The sequence below is a fragment of the Methylobacterium sp. AC832 genome (assembly GCF_979256025.1).
The window spans coordinates 416,803-434,060 of the sequence record NZ_CEEDMV010000004.1 but is presented as its reverse complement, the minus strand read 5'-3'; the positions used below and the strand labels follow the sequence as shown (position 1 = coordinate 434,060).

The 17,258-nt window shown below is 65.5% G+C and carries 13 protein-coding genes; 9 read left to right on the top strand and 4 right to left on the bottom strand.

Annotation, left to right across the window (positions count from 1 at the left end):
- Positions 1-37 precede the first annotated feature (37 nt).
- Positions 38-1,342: an HlyC/CorC family transporter gene (locus tag AC0IXR_RS16675; protein ID WP_461225209.1), complete on the top strand. Its 1,305-nt coding sequence runs from the start codon at positions 38-40 to the stop codon at positions 1,340-1,342.
- A gap of 35 nt (positions 1,343-1,377) precedes the next feature.
- On the opposite strand, the gene AC0IXR_RS16670 is transcribed toward AC0IXR_RS16675, so the two are convergent.
- Together AC0IXR_RS16670 and AC0IXR_RS16665 are read right to left on the bottom strand one after the other, a co-directional pair.
- Complete coding sequence (locus AC0IXR_RS16670) at positions 1,378-1,806, bottom strand: cupin domain-containing protein (RefSeq protein ID WP_207413064.1); 429 nt, start codon at positions 1,804-1,806, stop codon at positions 1,378-1,380.
- Between the two features lie 25 nt (positions 1,807-1,831).
- Positions 1,832-2,602: a hypothetical protein gene (locus tag AC0IXR_RS16665; protein WP_471761507.1), complete on the bottom strand. Its 771-nt coding sequence runs from the start codon at positions 2,600-2,602 to the stop codon at positions 1,832-1,834.
- 404 nt (positions 2,603-3,006) lie between these two features.
- Between AC0IXR_RS16665 and AC0IXR_RS16660 the strand changes: the two genes are divergently transcribed.
- Positions 3,007-5,898, top strand: a complete 2,892-nt coding sequence (locus tag AC0IXR_RS16660; RefSeq protein ID WP_156652701.1) for a phosphoenolpyruvate carboxylase — start codon at positions 3,007-3,009, stop codon at positions 5,896-5,898.
- A 120-nt stretch (positions 5,899-6,018) separates the two neighbouring features.
- On the opposite strand, the gene AC0IXR_RS16655 is transcribed toward AC0IXR_RS16660, so the two are convergent.
- The gene (locus AC0IXR_RS16655; protein ID WP_471761505.1) at positions 6,019-6,738 is read right to left on the bottom strand and encodes a YggS family pyridoxal phosphate-dependent enzyme; all 720 of its coding nucleotides are present in this window, start codon (positions 6,736-6,738) and stop codon (positions 6,019-6,021) included.
- A 197-nt stretch (positions 6,739-6,935) separates the two neighbouring features.
- Here AC0IXR_RS16655 and leuS point away from each other — a divergent pair, with 197 nt between their 5' ends.
- The 7 genes from leuS to AC0IXR_RS16620 all read left to right on the top strand — a co-directional run bounded on the left by leuS (position 6,936) and on the right by AC0IXR_RS16620 (position 15,783).
- Positions 6,936-9,527, top strand: coding sequence for a leucine--tRNA ligase (gene leuS / locus AC0IXR_RS16650; protein WP_471761504.1), 2,592 nt, complete (start codon positions 6,936-6,938; stop codon positions 9,525-9,527).
- A gap of 214 nt (positions 9,528-9,741) precedes the next feature.
- Positions 9,742-10,293 carry an LPS assembly lipoprotein LptE gene (gene lptE, locus AC0IXR_RS16645; RefSeq protein WP_207413067.1) on the top strand — a complete coding sequence of 184 codons (552 nt, stop codon included), beginning with the start codon at positions 9,742-9,744 and terminating at the stop codon, positions 10,291-10,293.
- Positions 10,290-11,321: a DNA polymerase III subunit delta gene (gene holA / locus AC0IXR_RS16640; protein WP_471761592.1), complete on the top strand. Its 1,032-nt coding sequence runs from the start codon at positions 10,290-10,292 to the stop codon at positions 11,319-11,321. Before lptE ends, holA begins: the two co-directional genes overlap by 4 nt.
- Positions 11,322-11,475: 154 nt before the next feature.
- Positions 11,476-13,365, top strand: a complete 1,890-nt coding sequence (mnmG, locus tag AC0IXR_RS16635) for a tRNA uridine-5-carboxymethylaminomethyl(34) synthesis enzyme MnmG (RefSeq protein WP_471761503.1) — start codon at positions 11,476-11,478, stop codon at positions 13,363-13,365.
- The gene (rsmG, locus tag AC0IXR_RS16630) at positions 13,355-13,996 is read left to right on the top strand and encodes a 16S rRNA (guanine(527)-N(7))-methyltransferase RsmG (RefSeq protein WP_156652702.1); all 642 of its coding nucleotides are present in this window, start codon (positions 13,355-13,357) and stop codon (positions 13,994-13,996) included. Before mnmG ends, rsmG begins: the two co-directional genes overlap by 11 nt.
- On the top strand, positions 13,993-14,835 hold the full coding sequence (locus AC0IXR_RS16625) for a ParA family protein (RefSeq protein ID WP_056423099.1): 843 nt from the start codon (positions 13,993-13,995) through the stop codon (positions 14,833-14,835). The genes rsmG and AC0IXR_RS16625 overlap by 4 nt, the downstream gene beginning before the upstream one ends.
- Before the next feature lie 54 nt (positions 14,836-14,889).
- Positions 14,890-15,783, top strand: coding sequence for a ParB/RepB/Spo0J family partition protein (locus AC0IXR_RS16620; RefSeq protein WP_056423097.1), 894 nt, complete (start codon positions 14,890-14,892; stop codon positions 15,781-15,783).
- A gap of 46 nt (positions 15,784-15,829) precedes the next feature.
- Here the strand turns inward: AC0IXR_RS16620 and mnmE are convergent, their stop codons facing one another.
- Positions 15,830-17,137, bottom strand: a complete 1,308-nt coding sequence (gene mnmE, locus AC0IXR_RS16615; protein ID WP_471761502.1) for a tRNA uridine-5-carboxymethylaminomethyl(34) synthesis GTPase MnmE — start codon at positions 17,135-17,137, stop codon at positions 15,830-15,832.
- Between the last annotated feature and the right edge of the window lie 121 nt (positions 17,138-17,258).

Sequence of the window (17,258 nt, the reverse complement as noted above, 5' to 3'; positions counted from 1 at the left end):
GTGCCGGTGCGGCATGGCTTGGTGCGACGACCGCCTAATGGACACGCATACCGATCTCTGGCTCGCCGCGAGCATCGTGGTGATGTCGCTGCTGCTCTCGGCCTTCTTCGCGGGGGCTGAGACCGCCTTCACCGCAGCCTCGCGGGCACGGATGCTCTCCCTGGAGAACAACGGCGACCTGCGGGCACGCCTCGTCAACCGCATCCTCGCCTCGCGCGAGCGGTTCATCGGCGCCATGCTGATCGGCTACAACATCGTCGCCATCGGCGCTTCCGCCTTCACCACCAGCGTGCTGACCACGATCTTCGGCAAGAGCGGGGTGCTCTACGCCACCGGGGTGATGTCGGTCCTCGTCATCGTTTTCGCCGAGGTGCTCCCGAAGACCCTTGCCATCAACAAGCCGGACCAGGCCGCCCTGGTGATGGCGCGGCCCGTCGCCTTCGCGGTAGCGCTCCTCGGCCCCGCCGCCATCGCCATCGAGAAAGTCGTGCGGCTGATGCTGCGCCCCTTCGGCGTCAGTATCGGGCAGCATCAGTCGATCCTCTCGCCCACCGAGGAAATTCGCGGGCAGGTCGCCCTGCTCCACCGCGAGGGCGGTGTCGCCAAAGCCGAGCGCGACATGCTCGGCGGCCTGCTCGACCTGCACGAATTATCCGTGTCCGAGGTCATGGTGCACCGCACAAAGATGCGCACCATCAATGCGGACCTTCCTTCGGAGGAGATCGTCCGCGAGGTTCTGTCCTCGCCCTATACGCGCATGCCGCTCTGGCGCGGCACCTCGGAGAACATCATCGGCGTGCTTCACGCCAAGGATCTGCTGCGCGCGCTCGACGCCGCCGGGGGCGACGCTTCCGGTCTGAAGGTCGAGACCCTGGCCCTCGAGACCTGGTTCGTGCCCGACACGACGAGCCTGCGCGACCAGCTCAAGGCCTTCCTCACCAAGAAGACCCATTTCGCCCTCGTCGTCGACGAGTACGGCGAGGTGATGGGTCTCGTCACGCTGGAAGACATCCTGGAGGAGATCGTCGGCGACATCGCCGACGAGCATGACGTCACAGTCTCCGGGGTGCGCCCCCAGGGCGACGGCTCGGTGAATGCGGATGGCTCCGTCGCCATTCGCGATCTCAACCGCGCCATGGACTGGAATCTGCCCGATGAGGAGGCGACGACCATCGCCGGCCTCGTCATCCACGAGGCGCGGGCGATTCCCGATACCGGTACCGCCTTCAATTTCCACGGCTTCCGGTTTCAGGTCCTGCGCAAGGCGAAGAACCGCATCACCGCCCTGCGGATCACCCCGCTCGTGCCGCTAATCGCGAAGAAGGACGAGATCGAGGGCTAGGCCCCGGGCAAGGCGAACGGAGAAACGCTTCTCCCTCAGCTGCGCGGCACCGGCCGCCAGCCCGGAGGCGCCATCTCGAACCCGTCGAACCGGAAGGCCGGGGAGACGGTGCAGCTCACCAATGTCCACGATCCGAGGCTCGTGGCGGTCTGCCAATGCCCCGCCGGCACGACGATCTGCGGCTGCTGGCCATGGGCGAGGTCGGGGCCGAGATAGGTAGCGGAGGCATCGTGACCGTTCGGGCTCGTGGTGATCACCATCGGCGCGCCAGCATGCCAGAACCAGATCTCGCTGGCATCGACCCGGTGCCATTCCGAGGTCTCGCCGAGATCGAGCAGGTAGTAGATCGCGCTGCCCACCGAACGGCCATCGACCTCCGTCGGATCGCGAAACGTTTCGCGATAATGGCCGCCCTCCGGGTGGGGCTGGAGCCCCAGCTTGGCGATCACCTCGGCGGCTTTCATGTCGGTCTCCCTCGTCCCGCGATCACTATTGGCCGGCCGGAATGGCGCCCTGCGGCAATTGAAGACCGCGAGGGGCTGCGCCCTCCCCTCGCCCAGCTCCCTCGGCGGCGGAGGCCTTGGGCGGGCGCGGTGATTTGGCGACGGGTTTGGGCTTCACCTTGGCGACCGGCGCCGCCTTGACCTCCGGGGCATCGCCGCAGCGGCGGTAGTCGAGGCGCGCCAGGACCTCGCCCGCCTCGGAAACGATGTTGAGAAAATCGGGCAGGACCGTGAGTTGCTCGTCCCAACGGACCGGTCCGCCTATCGTGGCCTCCAGGGCTGCGGGGCTGCCGCCCCGGCGCAGGGCCAGGAGGTCGGGGCCGAAGGCGGTGGCGGCCTTGTTGCCGATGACGACCTGCAGCACGCGGGTAGCCTCCGGCGTCAGGGGGCGAAGCGGGTTGTCGACGGTGATCGTGCCGCTCCGCGTCACCCAGAGCGAGACCGCGCCCTGCCCTTCGTAGAACGCACCCTGACCGTTGTCGCAGACGACGATGAGCTCGGGCAGCTTCACGGGAGCGAGATTGGCTGCCGGCATCGGCAGGGGCGCGGCCGGAGAAGCATCGGGCGCCTCGGCAGGTTTGGCGACGGGTTTCGGTTTCGGTTTGGGCTTTGGTTTCGGCTTAGGCTTGGGGGCCGGTGCCTCGGCCTCGCCCAGCGGTGCCGCAGCGTCTTCTTGCGCGAGTCCGGGAGCGGCTCCCAGCACCCCGCATAAGAGGGCAACGCAGGAGACCAGCGCCAGGCGGCTCCCGCTCCGCATCCTCCTAGCCCGAAACACGGAGCTCGGGTCGCCGGGAGGACAGGACGGGATCGGACGGATCTGCATGGCCCAGAGGGTTACCCCAGCCGGAACCGGGTTGCATCCACTTGCCTCGCACCACAGGAGCGCTTTCGCACAAGTGCCGGGCATAGCACTTCGGGTTACCGCGGTCGGAACGGTCCTTGCGTCTCGTTTCGACCCCTTGCGCCGAGGGAACGTGGAGCCGAAACCATGCGGACGGATTGGCTTTGCACGGTGGTGATGCTGTTCGGCCAAGCCATCCGTCGGTGGATGACGGGTCGTCATGCACGCATTGTCTTCGGCGCGATGCCCAACCTGTTCTAAGGCGACTCGACTCCGGGGCCGTCCTCATTCTTCTGTCCAGACAAGGTCGATCGATGCGCATGCTTGACCGCAGCCCAGCCAATGCGGTGCCCGATCCCGGCGAGCTGGAACAGGATCTCATCGCCCTCATCGAGGAATCTCGCGAGCGTTCGAGCGAGGATCCGTTCCGCAATCCCGTCTTGGCGGTGACGCTCGCGATTACGCGCCGCTTCGACCGCGAAGAAATTGACGACGACGACCTCGACGGCCTGTTCACCCGCCTGCGCGCACAATCGTTGATCGCTCGGGCGGAGCGCCTGCGCGGCTATGTCGGGCTGGACCGGGACACCCAGACATCGGCGGACAACACGATGCCTGCCCGTCTCGTGGCTGCGATTCCGAAAGGAACGGGGGATTTCGAGACCTTCCGCGACCTCGTCGGCCGTACCGGCTTCGCCGTGGTGTTCACTGCCCACCCGACATTCGGGATGCCGAAGGCCGTGGCGGCGCTCATCGCCGAGGCCGCGTCGCAGGACAGCGAGGCAGCACGCCTGCCCCTGCTCGAGAAAGCCGCGGCCCTCTCGACCCGGCCGGATGCAAAGATCAGCCTCGACGATGAATTCGAACAAGCCTGCCTCGCGGCCAATCACGGTCGTACGGCCTTGGACAGCTTCAACGCCGCCCTCCTCGATGCGGCCCGCGCGCGCTGGCCCGACCGCTGGACCGAGTTGGTGCCCAAACCCTTCGCCATCGCATCCTGGGTCGGCTGCGACACGGATGGACGCACCGATATCGGCTGGTGGGACACCCTGCGCTATCGCCTGGAATCGAAGCGGATGCAGCTCGACAGGGTCATGCGCCACCTCCCAGTCGTACCCGCCACGAACGTCGTACGTGAGCTGACGCAAGGCGCGCTGGCGGCCGTGAACCGGCAGCTCGCCGTCGCCCCGCGCCTCGGGACCAAACCTACCCTGGAGGCTGTGCACCGCTTCTCGCTGGCGCTCATCATCGAGCGCGAGCGGGCCCAGACCGATTCCGGACCGATCCTGGCCGGCCTCGCCGGAGCCATCGGCGGCGTGGAGAGCGACGAGGACAGGCGCGCCATCGCCCTCCTGCGCTCCGGCATCGCGACCCATGGGCTATCGAACGCCCTGCCGCATTTCCGGCTGAACGCCAGCCAGATCCACAATGCCGTGCGCCGGGTCATCGATCTCGACGGCGAGCCGACGGACGCAGCGCATCGGCGCTCGCATCTCGCCACCATCCATGCCCTTCTCAACGATGTGCAGCCGGTGGCCGTGGATTTCGGCGCGCTCGCCGCCGAGCGTGCCTCGGCCGCGCGCCTGATGATGACCATCGCGCAGATCCTGAAGCACGTGGACGGCACCCATCCGGTGCGCTTCCTCATCGCAGAGACGGAGACCGGCTACACCCTTCTCGCCGCCCTCTGGCTGGCCCGGCATTACGGGATCAGCGACAAGGTCGAGATCACGCCGCTCTTCGAGACGGCGAGTGCACTGGAACAGGGCATTCGCGTCCTCGACGACGCGCTGCGCAACCCGCATTGGCGCGCCTATCTCAAGCGCATCGGCCGGTTGACCGTGCAGTTCGGCTACTCGGATTCAGGGCGCTATGTCGGCCAGCTCGCCGCGAGTTTCTGGATCGAGCGCCTGCGCCTGCGCATCACCGACCTGATGACGCAGAACGGCCTGTCCGGCATCGAACTGGCGATCTTCGATACCCACGGCGAATCGATCGGCCGCGGTGCCCATCCGACCTCACTTCGGGACCGCCTCGCCTATCTCGCCCCGGAGGATTCACGGCACCGGAACCGCAAGGCCGGCATCAAGGTGCGGCTGGAATCGAGCTTCCAGGGCTCGGACGGCTACCTCATGTTCGGCACCCAGGCTCTTGCCCGCTCGACGGTGGAGCGGATCGCCGAACACGTCTTCGCCTTCGACACGGCCGACGACGATTCCTTTGCCGACTATGTCCTGTCCGACGCGCCGGGCGCCGACGAGACCGACGACCCGATCTACGGTGAGGCCGATTTCGCCGCCGAGTTCTTCACCGTGGCCCGGCAGGACATGGAAGCCCTGGTGGATGATCCCGGCTACGCGGCGCTGCTGGGCACGTTCGGCCCGAGCCTGCTCGACCGCACCGGCTCGCGTCCCGTGGCCCGCCAGACCGATAGCGGCGGCCCCAGCATGATCACCCATCCCCGCCAGATGCGGGCGATTCCGAACAACGCGATCCTGCACCAGCTGGGCTATCTCGCGAATTCGCTCCACGGCCTCGGCCGGGCGGCGAGCCGCGCACCGGATCTGTTCCGTGACATGCGCCGCGATTCGGTTCGGTTCTCGCGCGCGTTCCGCCTCGCCCAGCATGCCTCGGCGGTGGGCGACCTCGATGTGCTGCGCGCCTATATCGATACGCTCGACCCGGCCATGTGGCTCGAACGGGCACGGCGCACACAACGCGACGACCGGCGCGACGAACTCCTCGTCATCGCCACCGCCCTCGACCGCTTGCGGCTTGCACCCGATCTGCGCCGTCTGTTCGGCCGCCTCACCAGCGATTGGTTGAGTCTGCAATCCGCCGCCCCGGACCTCGGCAAGATGTCGGTGCGGCTGACCATGCTTCATGCCCTGCGCCTCGCCCTGATCCACCGGATCTGGTTCCTGGCGGTGCACATTCCGGGCTTCCGCCCGCAATCGGGCATCACTCGCGAGCAGCTGATCGAGCGCTTCCTGCGCCTCGACATAGACGGCTGCCTCGCCATGCTCGACGAAATCTTTCCGATCACGCCGGACCCGACTCTCGGGCTCAATTTCGGTGAGCCCGCCGGCCCGCGCGATGTCGGAACCTATGAATCGGAGCACAAGACGATCTTCGGCCCGATCCGCCAGTCCTTCGCTCGTGTCCGCGAGTTGTCGGGCATGATCCAGCATGAGGTGGGCGCATTCGGCTAGGGTGCGGCGAATCCCGGGCTCCGCTCCGCAGGCCTGGGAAAGCTGGCGCCGGTGGGGAAGGGCGTTCCATTCCTCACCAACCAGCCCCCTTCCCGGCCGGCTAACCCACTTGGAACCGCATCACGCTCCGGCGGGGCGCGGCCTTTCGCCGAAGATGGCCGTGCCGACGCGGATATGCGTGGCTCCCATCTGGATCGCCGCCGGGAAATCTGCGCTCATTCCCATGGAGAGGATGGGCAGGTTGTGACGCTCGGCGATGCGGGCCAGGAGGGCGAAATGCGCCGACGGCGGGTCCTCGGCGGGGGGAATGCACATGAGACCGTTGATCGCCAGGCCGTGGGTCTCACGGCATTCGCTGAGAAGAACATCCACCTGTGACGGCGAGACGCCGGCCTTCTGCTGTTCGTCACCGGTATTGACCTGAACCAGCAGCTTTGGCGTCCGCCCGGTACGGTCGATCTCCTTGGCCAGGGCCGCCGCCAGTGACAGCCTGTCGAGGGCATGGATCACGTCGAACAATTCCACCGCCTCGCGCGCCTTGTTCGATTGCAGCGGCCCAACGAGGTGAAGCTCCACATCGGGAAAGCGCTCACGCAAAGCAGGCCATTTCGCCTTCGATTCCTGAACGTAATTCTCGCCGAAAACCCGATGACCTGCCTCTAGGGCGGGGATGATCCCATCCGCATCGATGAGCTTCGAAACGGCCACCAGCGAAATCTCGGCAGGATCCCGCTCGGAATCCTGGGCCGCCTGGACGATGGTCTCGCGCACGGCCTTCAAGCCAGCGACGACGTCGGCCGCGTGCGGATGAGCGTATCTCGGCGGGGTAGAGTCGGGCATGATGTCTCGTCGGCCTTGAGAGGAAGGGCAGGTCCTGCCTGACCTAACACCCGCAACGTGGTCCGCAAGCGCCGGGCTTTGGCGGTGACGGCTCTGTTGACCGGCAAACAGGCCGTGTTAGTCCGGCATCCAACCTCTCCGGCGCCGCGTGAGGCGCCTTGCCAGGCCATCCTGGCCCGTATCTCAGAGTTCCTCTCATGACCTCCTCCCCCATGCCCGTTCCCGAGCGCTACAACGCCAAGGATGCCGAGCCGCGCTGGCAGGAGGCCTGGGCCGCGCACGGCATCTACGCCACGCGCAACGACGACCCGAGACCGAAATACTACGTGCTGGAGATGTTCCCCTACCCGTCGGGGCGCATTCATATGGGCCACGTCCGCAACTACGCCATGGGTGACGTGGTGGCCCGCTATAAGCGCGCGAGGGGGTTCGCCGTGCTCCATCCGATGGGTTGGGATGCGTTCGGCTTGCCGGCCGAGAACGCCGCCATGGAGCGCAAGGTCAACCCGCGCGATTGGACCTATGCCAACATCGCTACCATGCGCGGCCAGTTGCAGAGCATGGGCCTGTCCCTCGACTGGAGCCGCGAGATCGCCACCTGCGATCCCGACTACTACAAGCACCAGCAGCGGATGTTCCTCGACTTCCTCGACAAGGGACTCGTCACCCGCCGCACGGCCAAGGTGAACTGGGACCCCGTGGACCATACCGTGCTGGCCAACGAGCAGGTCATCGACGGGCGCGGCTGGCGCTCGGGCGCGCTGGTAGAGCAGCGCGAGCTGACCCAGTGGTTCTTCAAGATCACCGATTTCGCGCAGGATCTCTACGACGCACTCGACGGCCTGGAGCGTTGGCCGGAGAAGGTCCGGGTGATGCAGAAGAACTGGATCGGACGTTCCGAAGGGCTCGAGGTCCGCTTTGCGTTCGATGGCCGTGACGGCGAGATCAAGGTCTATACCACCCGGCCCGACACGCTGTTCGGCGCGAGGTTCCTGGCGATTGCGGCGGACCACCCCGTCGCGGCATCGGTTGCTGCCATGCGGCCCGAACTCCAGAGCTTCATCGAGGAATGCCGCCGAACCGGTACGGCTCAGGCCGCGATCGACACGGCGGAGAAGCTCGGCTTCGATACGGGGTTGCGGGTGCGCCACCCCCTCGACCCGTCCTGGCTGCTGCCCGTCTACGTGGCGAATTTCGTCCTGATGGATTACGGCACCGGCGCCGTGTTCGGCTGTCCGGCTCACGACCAGCGCGACCTCGACTTCTCCAACAAGTACGGCCTCGGCAATACGCCTGTCGTCTGTCCGGAGGGGCAGGACGCGGCGAGCTTCGTCGTCACCGACACCGCCTATGACGGCGATGGACGGATGATCAATTCGCGCTTCCTCGACGACATGACGACGGACGAAGCGTTCCATGCCGTGGCCAACCGCTTGGAGGGCGAGATCCTGGACGGTGAGCCGGTGGCGGCGCGCAAGGTTCAGTTCCGCTTGCGGGATTGGGGCGTCTCGCGCCAGCGCTATTGGGGCTGCCCAATCCCCATCATCCATTGCGATTCCTGCGGTCCGGTGCCGGTGCCGGTCTCCGACCTGCCGGTGAAATTGCCCGACGAGGTCTCGTTCGACACACCCGGCAATCCGCTGGAACGCGACCATGCTTGGCGTAACGTGCCCTGCCCGCGCTGCGGCGCTGCTGCCCGGCGCGAGACCGACACGATGGACACCTTCGTGGATTCGTCGTGGTACTACGCCCGCTTCACCGCTCCCTGGCTGAAGGATGCGCCGACCGACCGTTCGGCGGTCGATCACTGGCTGGCGGTGGATCAGTATATCGGCGGCATCGAGCACGCGATCCTACATCTGCTCTACGCCCGCTTCTTCACACGGGCGATGCAGGCGACGGGCTGGTCCGGGGTCTCGGAGCCATTCGCCGGCCTGTTCACGCAGGGCATGGTCGTCCACGAGACCTACAAGGACGCAGCGGGCGCATGGGTTCAGCCTGCGGATATCCGCATCACCGCCGGGGGCGGCGGGCGCCAAGCGTTTCACGTGAAAACAGATGCGCCGATCGCTATCGGCTCCATCGAGAAGATGTCGAAGTCCAAGAAGAATGTGGTGGACCCAGACGACATCATCGCGAGCTACGGGGCCGATACCGCTCGCTGGTTCATGCTGTCCGATTCTCCGCCCGAGCGTGACGTGATCTGGACGGAGGATGGAGTGCAGGGCGCGGCCCGCTTCGTTCAGCGAGTTTGGCGCTTGGTCTCCCTCGCGGTGGGCGTGCCGGCAGCGAGCGGAGCGTCGGACGCTGCGCTTCGCAAGGCCGCCCATAAGGCTCTTGCTGCGGTGGAAGAGGATGTGGAGCGCCTCCGCTTCAACCGTTGCGTCGCCCATATCTACACGCTGTCGAACGCTCTCGATGAGGCGATCCGTACGGCTACCGTCTCGCGAGATGCGGCGACGGAAGCGGCGGGCATCCTCACGCAGCTCGTTGCGCCGATGATGCCGCATCTGGCCGAGGAATGCTGGTCGGCCCTCGGACGGCAGGGACTGGTCGCTCAAGCCGCGTGGCCGGTGGTCGATCGTGCCCTGCTTGTGGAGGACGAGATCACCCTCCCCGTTCAGCTCAACGGGAAGAAGCGGGCGGATGTCACCGTGCCGCGCACGGCCGACACCGCCGCGGTGGAGGCCCTTGTTTTGGCCGACGAGGCCGTACAGAAGGCGCTCGAAGGCCGTGTCCCCCGCAAAGTGATCGTCGTGCCCGGCCGGATCGTGAATCTCGTGGTGTGAGCGAGGCGCGGCTTCGCACGTCAGATCTCGCCAAGGCCTGGGCAGGGCGAGACTTCGCATAACGGCAGGACGAAGGACGCCCCTCCAGGGCGATGTCGTTTCGGGCATCACCATCGTCCTGCCGCAGAGGAATCGTAAAGCTTGCCGCTTATACAGGTGACGCGACAGGCGGGATCGCCGTAAAGAGCGAGACCGGACGGAGAGCATTGCTGCGATGATGATCCATGGGCTGAGACAGGCGGTACGGTCCCGCGCGGCGAAAATCGCGTTGGTCTCCCTTATGGCCGTCAATCTCTCGGCCTGCTTTCGCCCGCTCTATGGACCGACCGCGTCGGGCGAGCCCATGGCCGCGCTTCTTGCCTCGATCCAAGTCGACGACGTCTCCACCGCTGCCGGGCAGGAGCGGCTCGGCCATTATCTGCGCAGCGAACTCATCTTCGATCTCGATGGTTCGGGCCAGCCTTCTCCCAAGCGCTACCGCCTGAAGATGCAGGGCAGCGAATCTGTGAAGACCCCCATCGTGTCGTCACAGACTGGACGCGCCGAGGCCGGCACATTGGTTGGCACCATCCGCTTCTCGCTCGAATCCCTGGACGGTTCGAAGATCATCACCGAGGGTGTGGCCGTCGCCACCACCACCTATGACCGCTCGATCCAGCGCTTCGCCTCGCTGCGTGCGGCCCGCGACGCTGAGATCCGGCTGGCAAAGACCTTGGCCGACCAGATCAAGACGCGGGTCGCATCCGTGCTGGTGACCAAGCCCTGACCGCCGTAAAGGCTGGCGATATCGAGGCGCTGCTGCGACGTGGACCCGCGTCGCAGATCGCGGTGATCCTCGTCTACGGACCGGATACCGGCCTGGTCTTCGAGCGCGCCAAGCGTCTGGCCGAGAGCTTCGTCACCGATCCCTCCGATCCTTTTGCGCTGGTCAAGATCGATGGCGATACCCTCGCCTCGGATGCAGGTCGCCTCGTGGACGAGGCCGGCACCGTCGGCCTGTTCGGCGGTCAGCGTAGCATCTGGGTACGGGCCGGAACCCGCAATTACGCCCCGGCCGTGGACGCGGCATTGAAGGCAGAGATCGCCGGCGCCCGCATCGTCGTAGAGGCGGGAGACCTCGCAAAGAGCGCACCGTTGCGAACACTCTGCGAGAAATCCACACGGGCGCTCGCCCTGCCCTGCTACGCCGATGACGAGCGGGCCCTGGCGGAGCTCATCGACCGCACGCTTCAGGAGAATGGCCAGCGGATCGCCCGCGAGGCGCGCGACATCCTGGCGATGAGCCTGGGCGGTGATCGTCGAGCGAGCCTGTCGGAGATCGAGAAACTGGCCCTCTATGCCCGAGGGCAGACCGACATCACCCTCGACGATGTTGAGGCCGTGATCAGCGACGTCGCCGGCAGCGTCCTCAATACGCTGATCGATGCCGCCTTCGTCGGACGGAGCGAGGAGGTCGAACGGGATTACCGCCGCTTCCGGCACGAAGGTATGGATCCGTCGATGATGCTCGGCTCTGCGCTGCGCCACGCTCTTACTCTGCTGTCGACACGGATTGCAGGTGAAGGACAGAGTCCGAGCATGATGGTTGGCAATTGGCGTGGGCTGCATTTCCGTCGTAAGGCGCTCGTCGAAGCCCAGCTTGGGCGCTGGTCTCCCGTTGCCCTCCGCCACGCCGTGCAGTTGCTTCAGGAGGCCGTGCTCGCCTGTCGACGCTCCCCGCCTGACCTCGCCCATGCCCATGCTTCCGCGACGCTCCTGCGCATCGCCACGGAGGCGGCGCGTCGGCGTGGCTGACGCGATCTGTCGTCCGTCTCCGATCGTCCTTCCCGCGATGCCGCCATGGCAGGACGGGCTTCGACTTCGAATGTGAAGCGGCCGGATTCGGCAGAGGATAGGATACGCTCGCACTCCTCGTTGACGACTCGCTCCGGTCGCGCCTAATCACCCTATGTCCCAGACAAGTCTTTCCTTCGACGTGGTCGTGGTCGGCGGCGGTCATGCTGGCGTGGAAGCCGCTGCTGCTGCAGCCCGCATCGGCGCCCGTACCGCCCTCGTCACGCATTCAGCTGCCACGATCGGCGCGATGTCCTGCAACCCGGCCATCGGCGGTCTCGGCAAGGGTCATCTCGTTCGCGAGGTCGATGCCCTCGACGGACTGATGGGCCGTGCCGCCGATGCAGCCGGCATTCAGTTCCGCCTGCTCAACCGACGCAAGGGGCCGGCAGTGCGCGGACCGCGCACCCAGGCCGACCGCAAACTCTACGCGCGGGCAATCCAAGAAGCCGTCGCCAGCACCGCGAACCTTCATATCATTGAGGGCGAAGTCGGGGATATTCACGTTGCAGCCGCGCGGGTCGCCGGGGTGATTCTGTCGGATGGGAGAACGGTTGCCTGCTCCGCTGTCGTGCTGACCACCGGCACGTTTCTTCGAGGCCTCATCCATATGGGAGAAGTGCAGATTCCCGCCGGGCGCGTCGGGGAGGGGCCATCCATCGGCCTCGCCCAGACGCTGGACCGGCTGGGTTTTGCGCTCGGACGTCTCAAGACCGGCACCCCTGCCCGTCTCGATGGCCGCACCATTGATTGGTCGGGCCTCGACATGCAGTCGGCCGATGACGATCCGGTGCCGTTCTCGACCCTCACGGAACGGATCACCACACCACAGATCCAATGCGGCATCACGCGTACGACCCAGGCGGTGCACGATCTCATCCGTGCGAATCTTCACCGCTCCCCGATGTATTCGGGGGGGATCAGCAGCCGGGGGCCGCGTTACTGTCCGTCCATCGAGGACAAGGTGGTGCGCTTCGGAGACCGCGAAGGTCACCAGATCTTCCTGGAACCCGAGGGGCTGGACGACCCGACCGTCTACCCCAACGGTATTTCCACCGCGCTGCCGGAGAGCGTTCAGCGCGATGTCATCGCACTGATCCCGGGTCTCGAACGTGCGGCCATCGTGCGACCCGGCTATGCCATCGAGTATGACTACGTCGATCCCCGCGAGCTCGACACGACCCTCCAGGCCAAGCGACTGCCCGGCTTGTTCCTGGCTGGACAGATCAACGGCACGACCGGCTACGAGGAGGCCGCGGGGCAGGGACTGGTGGCTGGGATCAATGCCGCCCGGCTCGCCGGGGGATCGACCCTGTCGCGCTTCGACCGGGCCGAATCGTATCTTGGGGTGATGATCGACGATCTCGTGACCCACGGCGTCAGCGAACCTTATCGCATGTTCACTTCGCGCTCGGAATATCGGCTGTCCCTCCGCGTGGACAATGCCGATGAGCGCCTGACCCCGCGCGGGGCTGCTCTCGGCTGTGTCGGCTCCGAGAGGGCCGAGCATTTCGCTCGGTCACAAGGTGAACTGGAGGCAGCGCGGGGGCTGCTCGATAGGCTCAGCCTGACACCGGCCGCAGCGGCTCGGCATGAGATCGCGCTTAACCAGGACGGTATTCGCCGAAGTGCCTTTCAATTGCTCTCCTATCCGGAGATCGGCTGGGACCGTCTGACCGAGGTGTGGCCCGAGCTTCGGAGCGTGTCTCCTCGTATCGCGGATCGCCTCCGCACAGATGCGACCTATGCCGTCTATCTCGACCGCCAGAATGCCGACATCGCGGCTTTCCGACGAGACGAAGCCCTGTCGCTTCCAACGAAGCTCGACTATGGCGCCATTCCCGGCTTGTCCAACGAGATGCAGGCCAAGCTCGAAACGGTGAGACCCGGCACGCTCGGGCAGGCTGCACGGATCGAGGGCGTGACACCTGCCGCCCTGACGTTGCTGGCAGCCCATGCTCGCCGCGCCGACCGCTCGAATCCGGCGGCTGTCCATGGCCGCTAGGCATGACGACCGAACGCGCGTTCTCGCCCAGGCAAATGTTTCACGTGAAACAGCCGAGGCTTTGGACATCTATGTCGAGCAGCTGAGGAGGTGGCAAAGCGTCAAGAATCTCGTCGGTCCCGCCACGCTCACGGAGGTTTGGACTCGCCACATCGCCGACGCGCTCCAACTGCTCGATCTCGCCCCCGACGCCAGCAAGTGGCTCGATCTCGGTTCGGGGGCAGGAATTCCCGGCCTCATCTTGGCTATCGCAGGACGTGATCGGCCGGGTTTTCAGGTGGACCTGATCGAGAGCAATGCGCGCAAATGCGCCTTTCTCACGGAGGCGGCCCGATTGACGAAAGCTCCGGCGCGGGTTCGCAACGTCCGCATCGAGGACGCGATCGCCGAACACGTTGGAGTTCACGCCGTCTGCGCCCGTGCTTTGGCTCCCCTCCCCCAATTGCTCGAATGGACGGAACCGCTGTTGACAACAGGCACCATCGCGCTGTTTCCGAAGGGCCGTGATGCGCAGGCGGAATTGACCAATGCAGCGCAACGGTGGAGATTCGTTTACGATCTGGTGACGAGCCGTACTGAGTCGGACGCGCGGATCGTCCGCGTCACCGCCCTCTCCCGCGTGGATTCATGACCATCGAACCCTCCTCCGCCTCCAGGGCGACGCCCGAGCGGCCGTTGCGCATCCTTGCTTTGGCCAACCAGAAGGGCGGTGTCGGCAAGACGACGACAGCCATCAATCTCGGTACCGCGCTCGCTGCTATCGGGGAACGCGTCTTGGTGATCGACCTCGATCCGCAGGGAAACGCTTCCACCGGGCTCGGCATCGACCGCCGCTCGCGCAAGCTGTCGACCTACCACGTGCTTGCCGGCGATGCGTCCCTGGCCCAAGCGGTAGTGCCCACGGCCGTACCGCGGCTGCTTCTCGCCCCCTCGACGATGGATCTTCTTGGCCTCGAATTGGAAATGGCGAGTTCGTCCGACAGGGCTCACCGCCTGCGCAACGCCATGATCGATCTCGGTAAGGCCGGTGCCACCGAGGGCGTGACCTATGTCCTGATCGATTGTCCTCCTTCCTTGAACCTGCTGACGATCAATGCACTGGCAGCCGCCGATGCCGTGCTCGTGCCCATGCAATGTGAGTTCTTCGCCCTGGAAGGGTTGAGCCAACTCCTGCGCACTGTCGATCAGGTCCGCAGCGCGCTCAATCCGCGTCTCACCATTCAGGGTGTGGTGCTGACTATGGTGGATCCGCGCAACAACCTCTCGAATCAGGTTGCGGCCGATGTCCGTAGCTTCCTCGGCGACAAGGTCTACGAGACCACGATTCCACGCAACGTCCGCGTTTCGGAGGCCCCGTCGCATGGCAAGCCGGTGTTGCTCTACGACCTGAAATGCGCCGGCTCGCAGGCCTATCTGCGCCTGGCCTCGGAAGTGATCCAACGCGAGGGGCGGCTTCCAGTCGCGGCTTAGGTCGCTCGTTCTTTTTCGTGAATGCGTAGCGTATCGGAGTTGAAGCAGGTGGCGATGGCGGATGATGTGGCGCGGCCTCGACTCGGGCGTGGGCTTGCGGCCCTGATCGGAGATTTCGGCGACGATAGCGGCGATGCGGGGAAGCCGCAGGCACAGCGCAAGGTCGCCGTCGAATTTCTGCGCCCAAATCCGCGAAACCCGCGTCGGCGCTTCCACGAAGCCGAACTCGACGAGCTAGCTGCTTCGATCAAAATCCGCGGCATCATTCAGCCTATCGTGGTCCGCGCTCTGGCAGGCGTTCCGGATACCTACGAGATCGTCGCCGGCGAGCGTCGTTGGCGCGCCGCTCAGCGTGCCGGGCTGCACGAGGCCCCCGTCGTTGTCGTCGAGATCGACGATCGGACCTCCCTCGAATACGCCATTCTCGAGAACGTCCAGCGCAGTGATCTCAACGCCATCGAAGAGGCGGCTGGTTATGAGCGGCTCATGAGCGAGTTTCGCTACAGCCAAACGGAGCTCGCCGAGATTATCGGAAAGAGCCGCAGCCATCTCGCCAACACGTTGCGTCTGCTGCAATTGTCCAGCGCGATCCAGGACCGAGTCGTCGCTGGGGAAATCACAGCCGGTCACGCCCGCGCTCTTCTTGCGGTGCGGGAGCCCGAAGCCGTCGCGCGACGGATCGTGGCTGAAGGGTTATCCGTCCGTGAGGTCGAGGCCCTGGCCTCAGCTGAAGTGCCGGAAGGCGATGCCCCCCGCCCGGGACGTCCGCGCAAGCCGGAACGCGATGGACAGGTCCGTAGCCTGGAGCAAGCCATGGCGCGCGCGCTTGGCGTCACGGTATCGCTAAAGTCGAAGACTCAAGGCAGCGGGGAAATTCGCATCCGCTACGAAACGCCGGAAGAGCTCGACGCCCTGTGTCGCCGTTTCGAGATCTCGAACGGGGCCTAGCTTCCCGCAGCGAACGGCCAGGGACCACCAGCCTTGGCGCCACCCGTCACTTACCGATACAGAACCCGGAGAAGAGGCGATCGAGCATATCCTCGACGCCGACCCGACCGGCGACCTCGCCCAAGGCGCGAACGGCAAGCCTCAGATCCTCGGCGAGCAGCTCCGGAAGGGCAGGGCCCGACACGATCCTGGAGAGGTGATGGCTGCAGCGGGTCAACCCATCGCGGTGCCGCTCGCGAGTAATGAGAGCATCGCCGCCGCCAAGGGCTTGCTCCGCCCTCGCTTCAATGAAGCGTAGCAGGTTGTCGATACCCGCACCGGTCAACGCGGATACGGCGAGTACCCCATTCATGGCAACGCCCAAATCCGACTTCGTTTGAACCCGGATCGTGCGATCTGGCAGGACGTTCGCTGGGTCGTGTGGTTCGTCATTTGGCTGGAGCGCAAGGACGAGATCGGCTTGGTCCATCCGGTTGCGGGTGCGCCGGATGCCTTCAGCCTCGACTGGATCGGTCGTATCCCGCAAGCCGGCCGTATCCACGATGATGACCGGCAGCCCGCCGAGATCGCAACGAATCTCGATAAGGTCGCGGGTCGTGCCTGGAATGGCAGAAACGATCGCGGCATCGCGCTGGCTCAGAGCATTGAGCAGCGTGGACTTGCCGGCATTGGGCGGCCCTGAGAGAACCACGACGTAGCCCTCCCGCAGACGCTCTCCCCGCCGGCTATCGGCGAGAGCGTGATCAATGTCGTCACGGATGGCGCGAGCCTTGGCATGAAGCGCCGCATCGAGCGCGGAATCATCCACATCGCCCTCATCGGCGAAATCGAGGGCGGCCTCGGCTCCGGCCAGGAGATCGATGAGACGATCACGCCAATCGGCCACCTTACGACCCAGGACTCCGTCGAGTTGACGCAGAGCTTGGCGTCGTTGCGCTTCTGTCTCCGCATCGATGAGATCTGCCGCACCCTCGACGGCGGTCAGGTCCATCCGACCGTTTTCCACGGCACGTCGGCTGAACGCACCAGGTTCGGCGATATGGCATCCGGGATGAGCAGCAAGCGCGGCCATGACAGCGGAGCGCACCGCGAGGCCACCATGGAGGTGGAGTTCGGCCATATCTTCGCCGGTGAACGTCGCAGGTCCCGGCATCCACGCCACGAGGGCGGAATCGAGTGGTTCGCCGGTCGTAGGTTCGCGGAGAATCCGAAGAGATAAGCGCCGAGGGGGCGGCAGTCGCTTCGCGACGCTCGTGACCAGGTCGGCTGTGGCAGGTCCGCTGATTCGAATGACGGCGACGGCCGCACGTCCGAAACCGCTGGCGGGCGCGAAAATGGTAGTGCCGTCGTTCATAGCTCAACCACGACGCCGCGTAGGTTCCTATGTCGGTCCGCTCTATAGCCGACGAAAAGAATGGTTTCTTTCGGAAACCATTCTCATTGAGCGCACGCTTGAGACTCGCGCTAGCGGATCT

Excerpts from the sequence above, each read along its gene's own strand:
- AC0IXR_RS16675 (WP_461225209.1), top strand. The coding sequence starts at position 38 with ATGGACACGCATACCGATCTCTGGCTCGCCGCGAGCATCGTGGTGATG.
- AC0IXR_RS16670 (WP_207413064.1), bottom strand. The coding sequence starts at position 1,806 with ATGAAAGCCGCCGAGGTGATCGCCAAGCTGGGGCTCCAGCCCCACCCG.
- AC0IXR_RS16665 (WP_471761507.1), bottom strand. The coding sequence starts at position 2,602 with ATGCGGAGCGGGAGCCGCCTGGCGCTGGTCTCCTGCGTTGCCCTCTTA.
- AC0IXR_RS16660 (WP_156652701.1), top strand. The coding sequence starts at position 3,007 with ATGCTTGACCGCAGCCCAGCCAATGCGGTGCCCGATCCCGGCGAGCTG.
- AC0IXR_RS16655 (WP_471761505.1), bottom strand. The coding sequence starts at position 6,738 with ATGCCCGACTCTACCCCGCCGAGATACGCTCATCCGCACGCGGCCGAC.
- leuS (WP_471761504.1), top strand. The coding sequence starts at position 6,936 with ATGACCTCCTCCCCCATGCCCGTTCCCGAGCGCTACAACGCCAAGGAT.
- lptE (WP_207413067.1), top strand. The coding sequence starts at position 9,742 with ATGATGATCCATGGGCTGAGACAGGCGGTACGGTCCCGCGCGGCGAAA.
- mnmG (WP_471761503.1), top strand. The coding sequence starts at position 11,476 with ATGTCCCAGACAAGTCTTTCCTTCGACGTGGTCGTGGTCGGCGGCGGT.
- rsmG (WP_156652702.1), top strand. The coding sequence starts at position 13,355 with ATGGCCGCTAGGCATGACGACCGAACGCGCGTTCTCGCCCAGGCAAAT.
- AC0IXR_RS16625 (WP_056423099.1), top strand. The coding sequence starts at position 13,993 with ATGACCATCGAACCCTCCTCCGCCTCCAGGGCGACGCCCGAGCGGCCG.
- AC0IXR_RS16620 (WP_056423097.1), top strand. The coding sequence starts at position 14,890 with ATGGCGGATGATGTGGCGCGGCCTCGACTCGGGCGTGGGCTTGCGGCC.
- mnmE (WP_471761502.1), bottom strand. The coding sequence starts at position 17,137 with ATGAACGACGGCACTACCATTTTCGCGCCCGCCAGCGGTTTCGGACGT.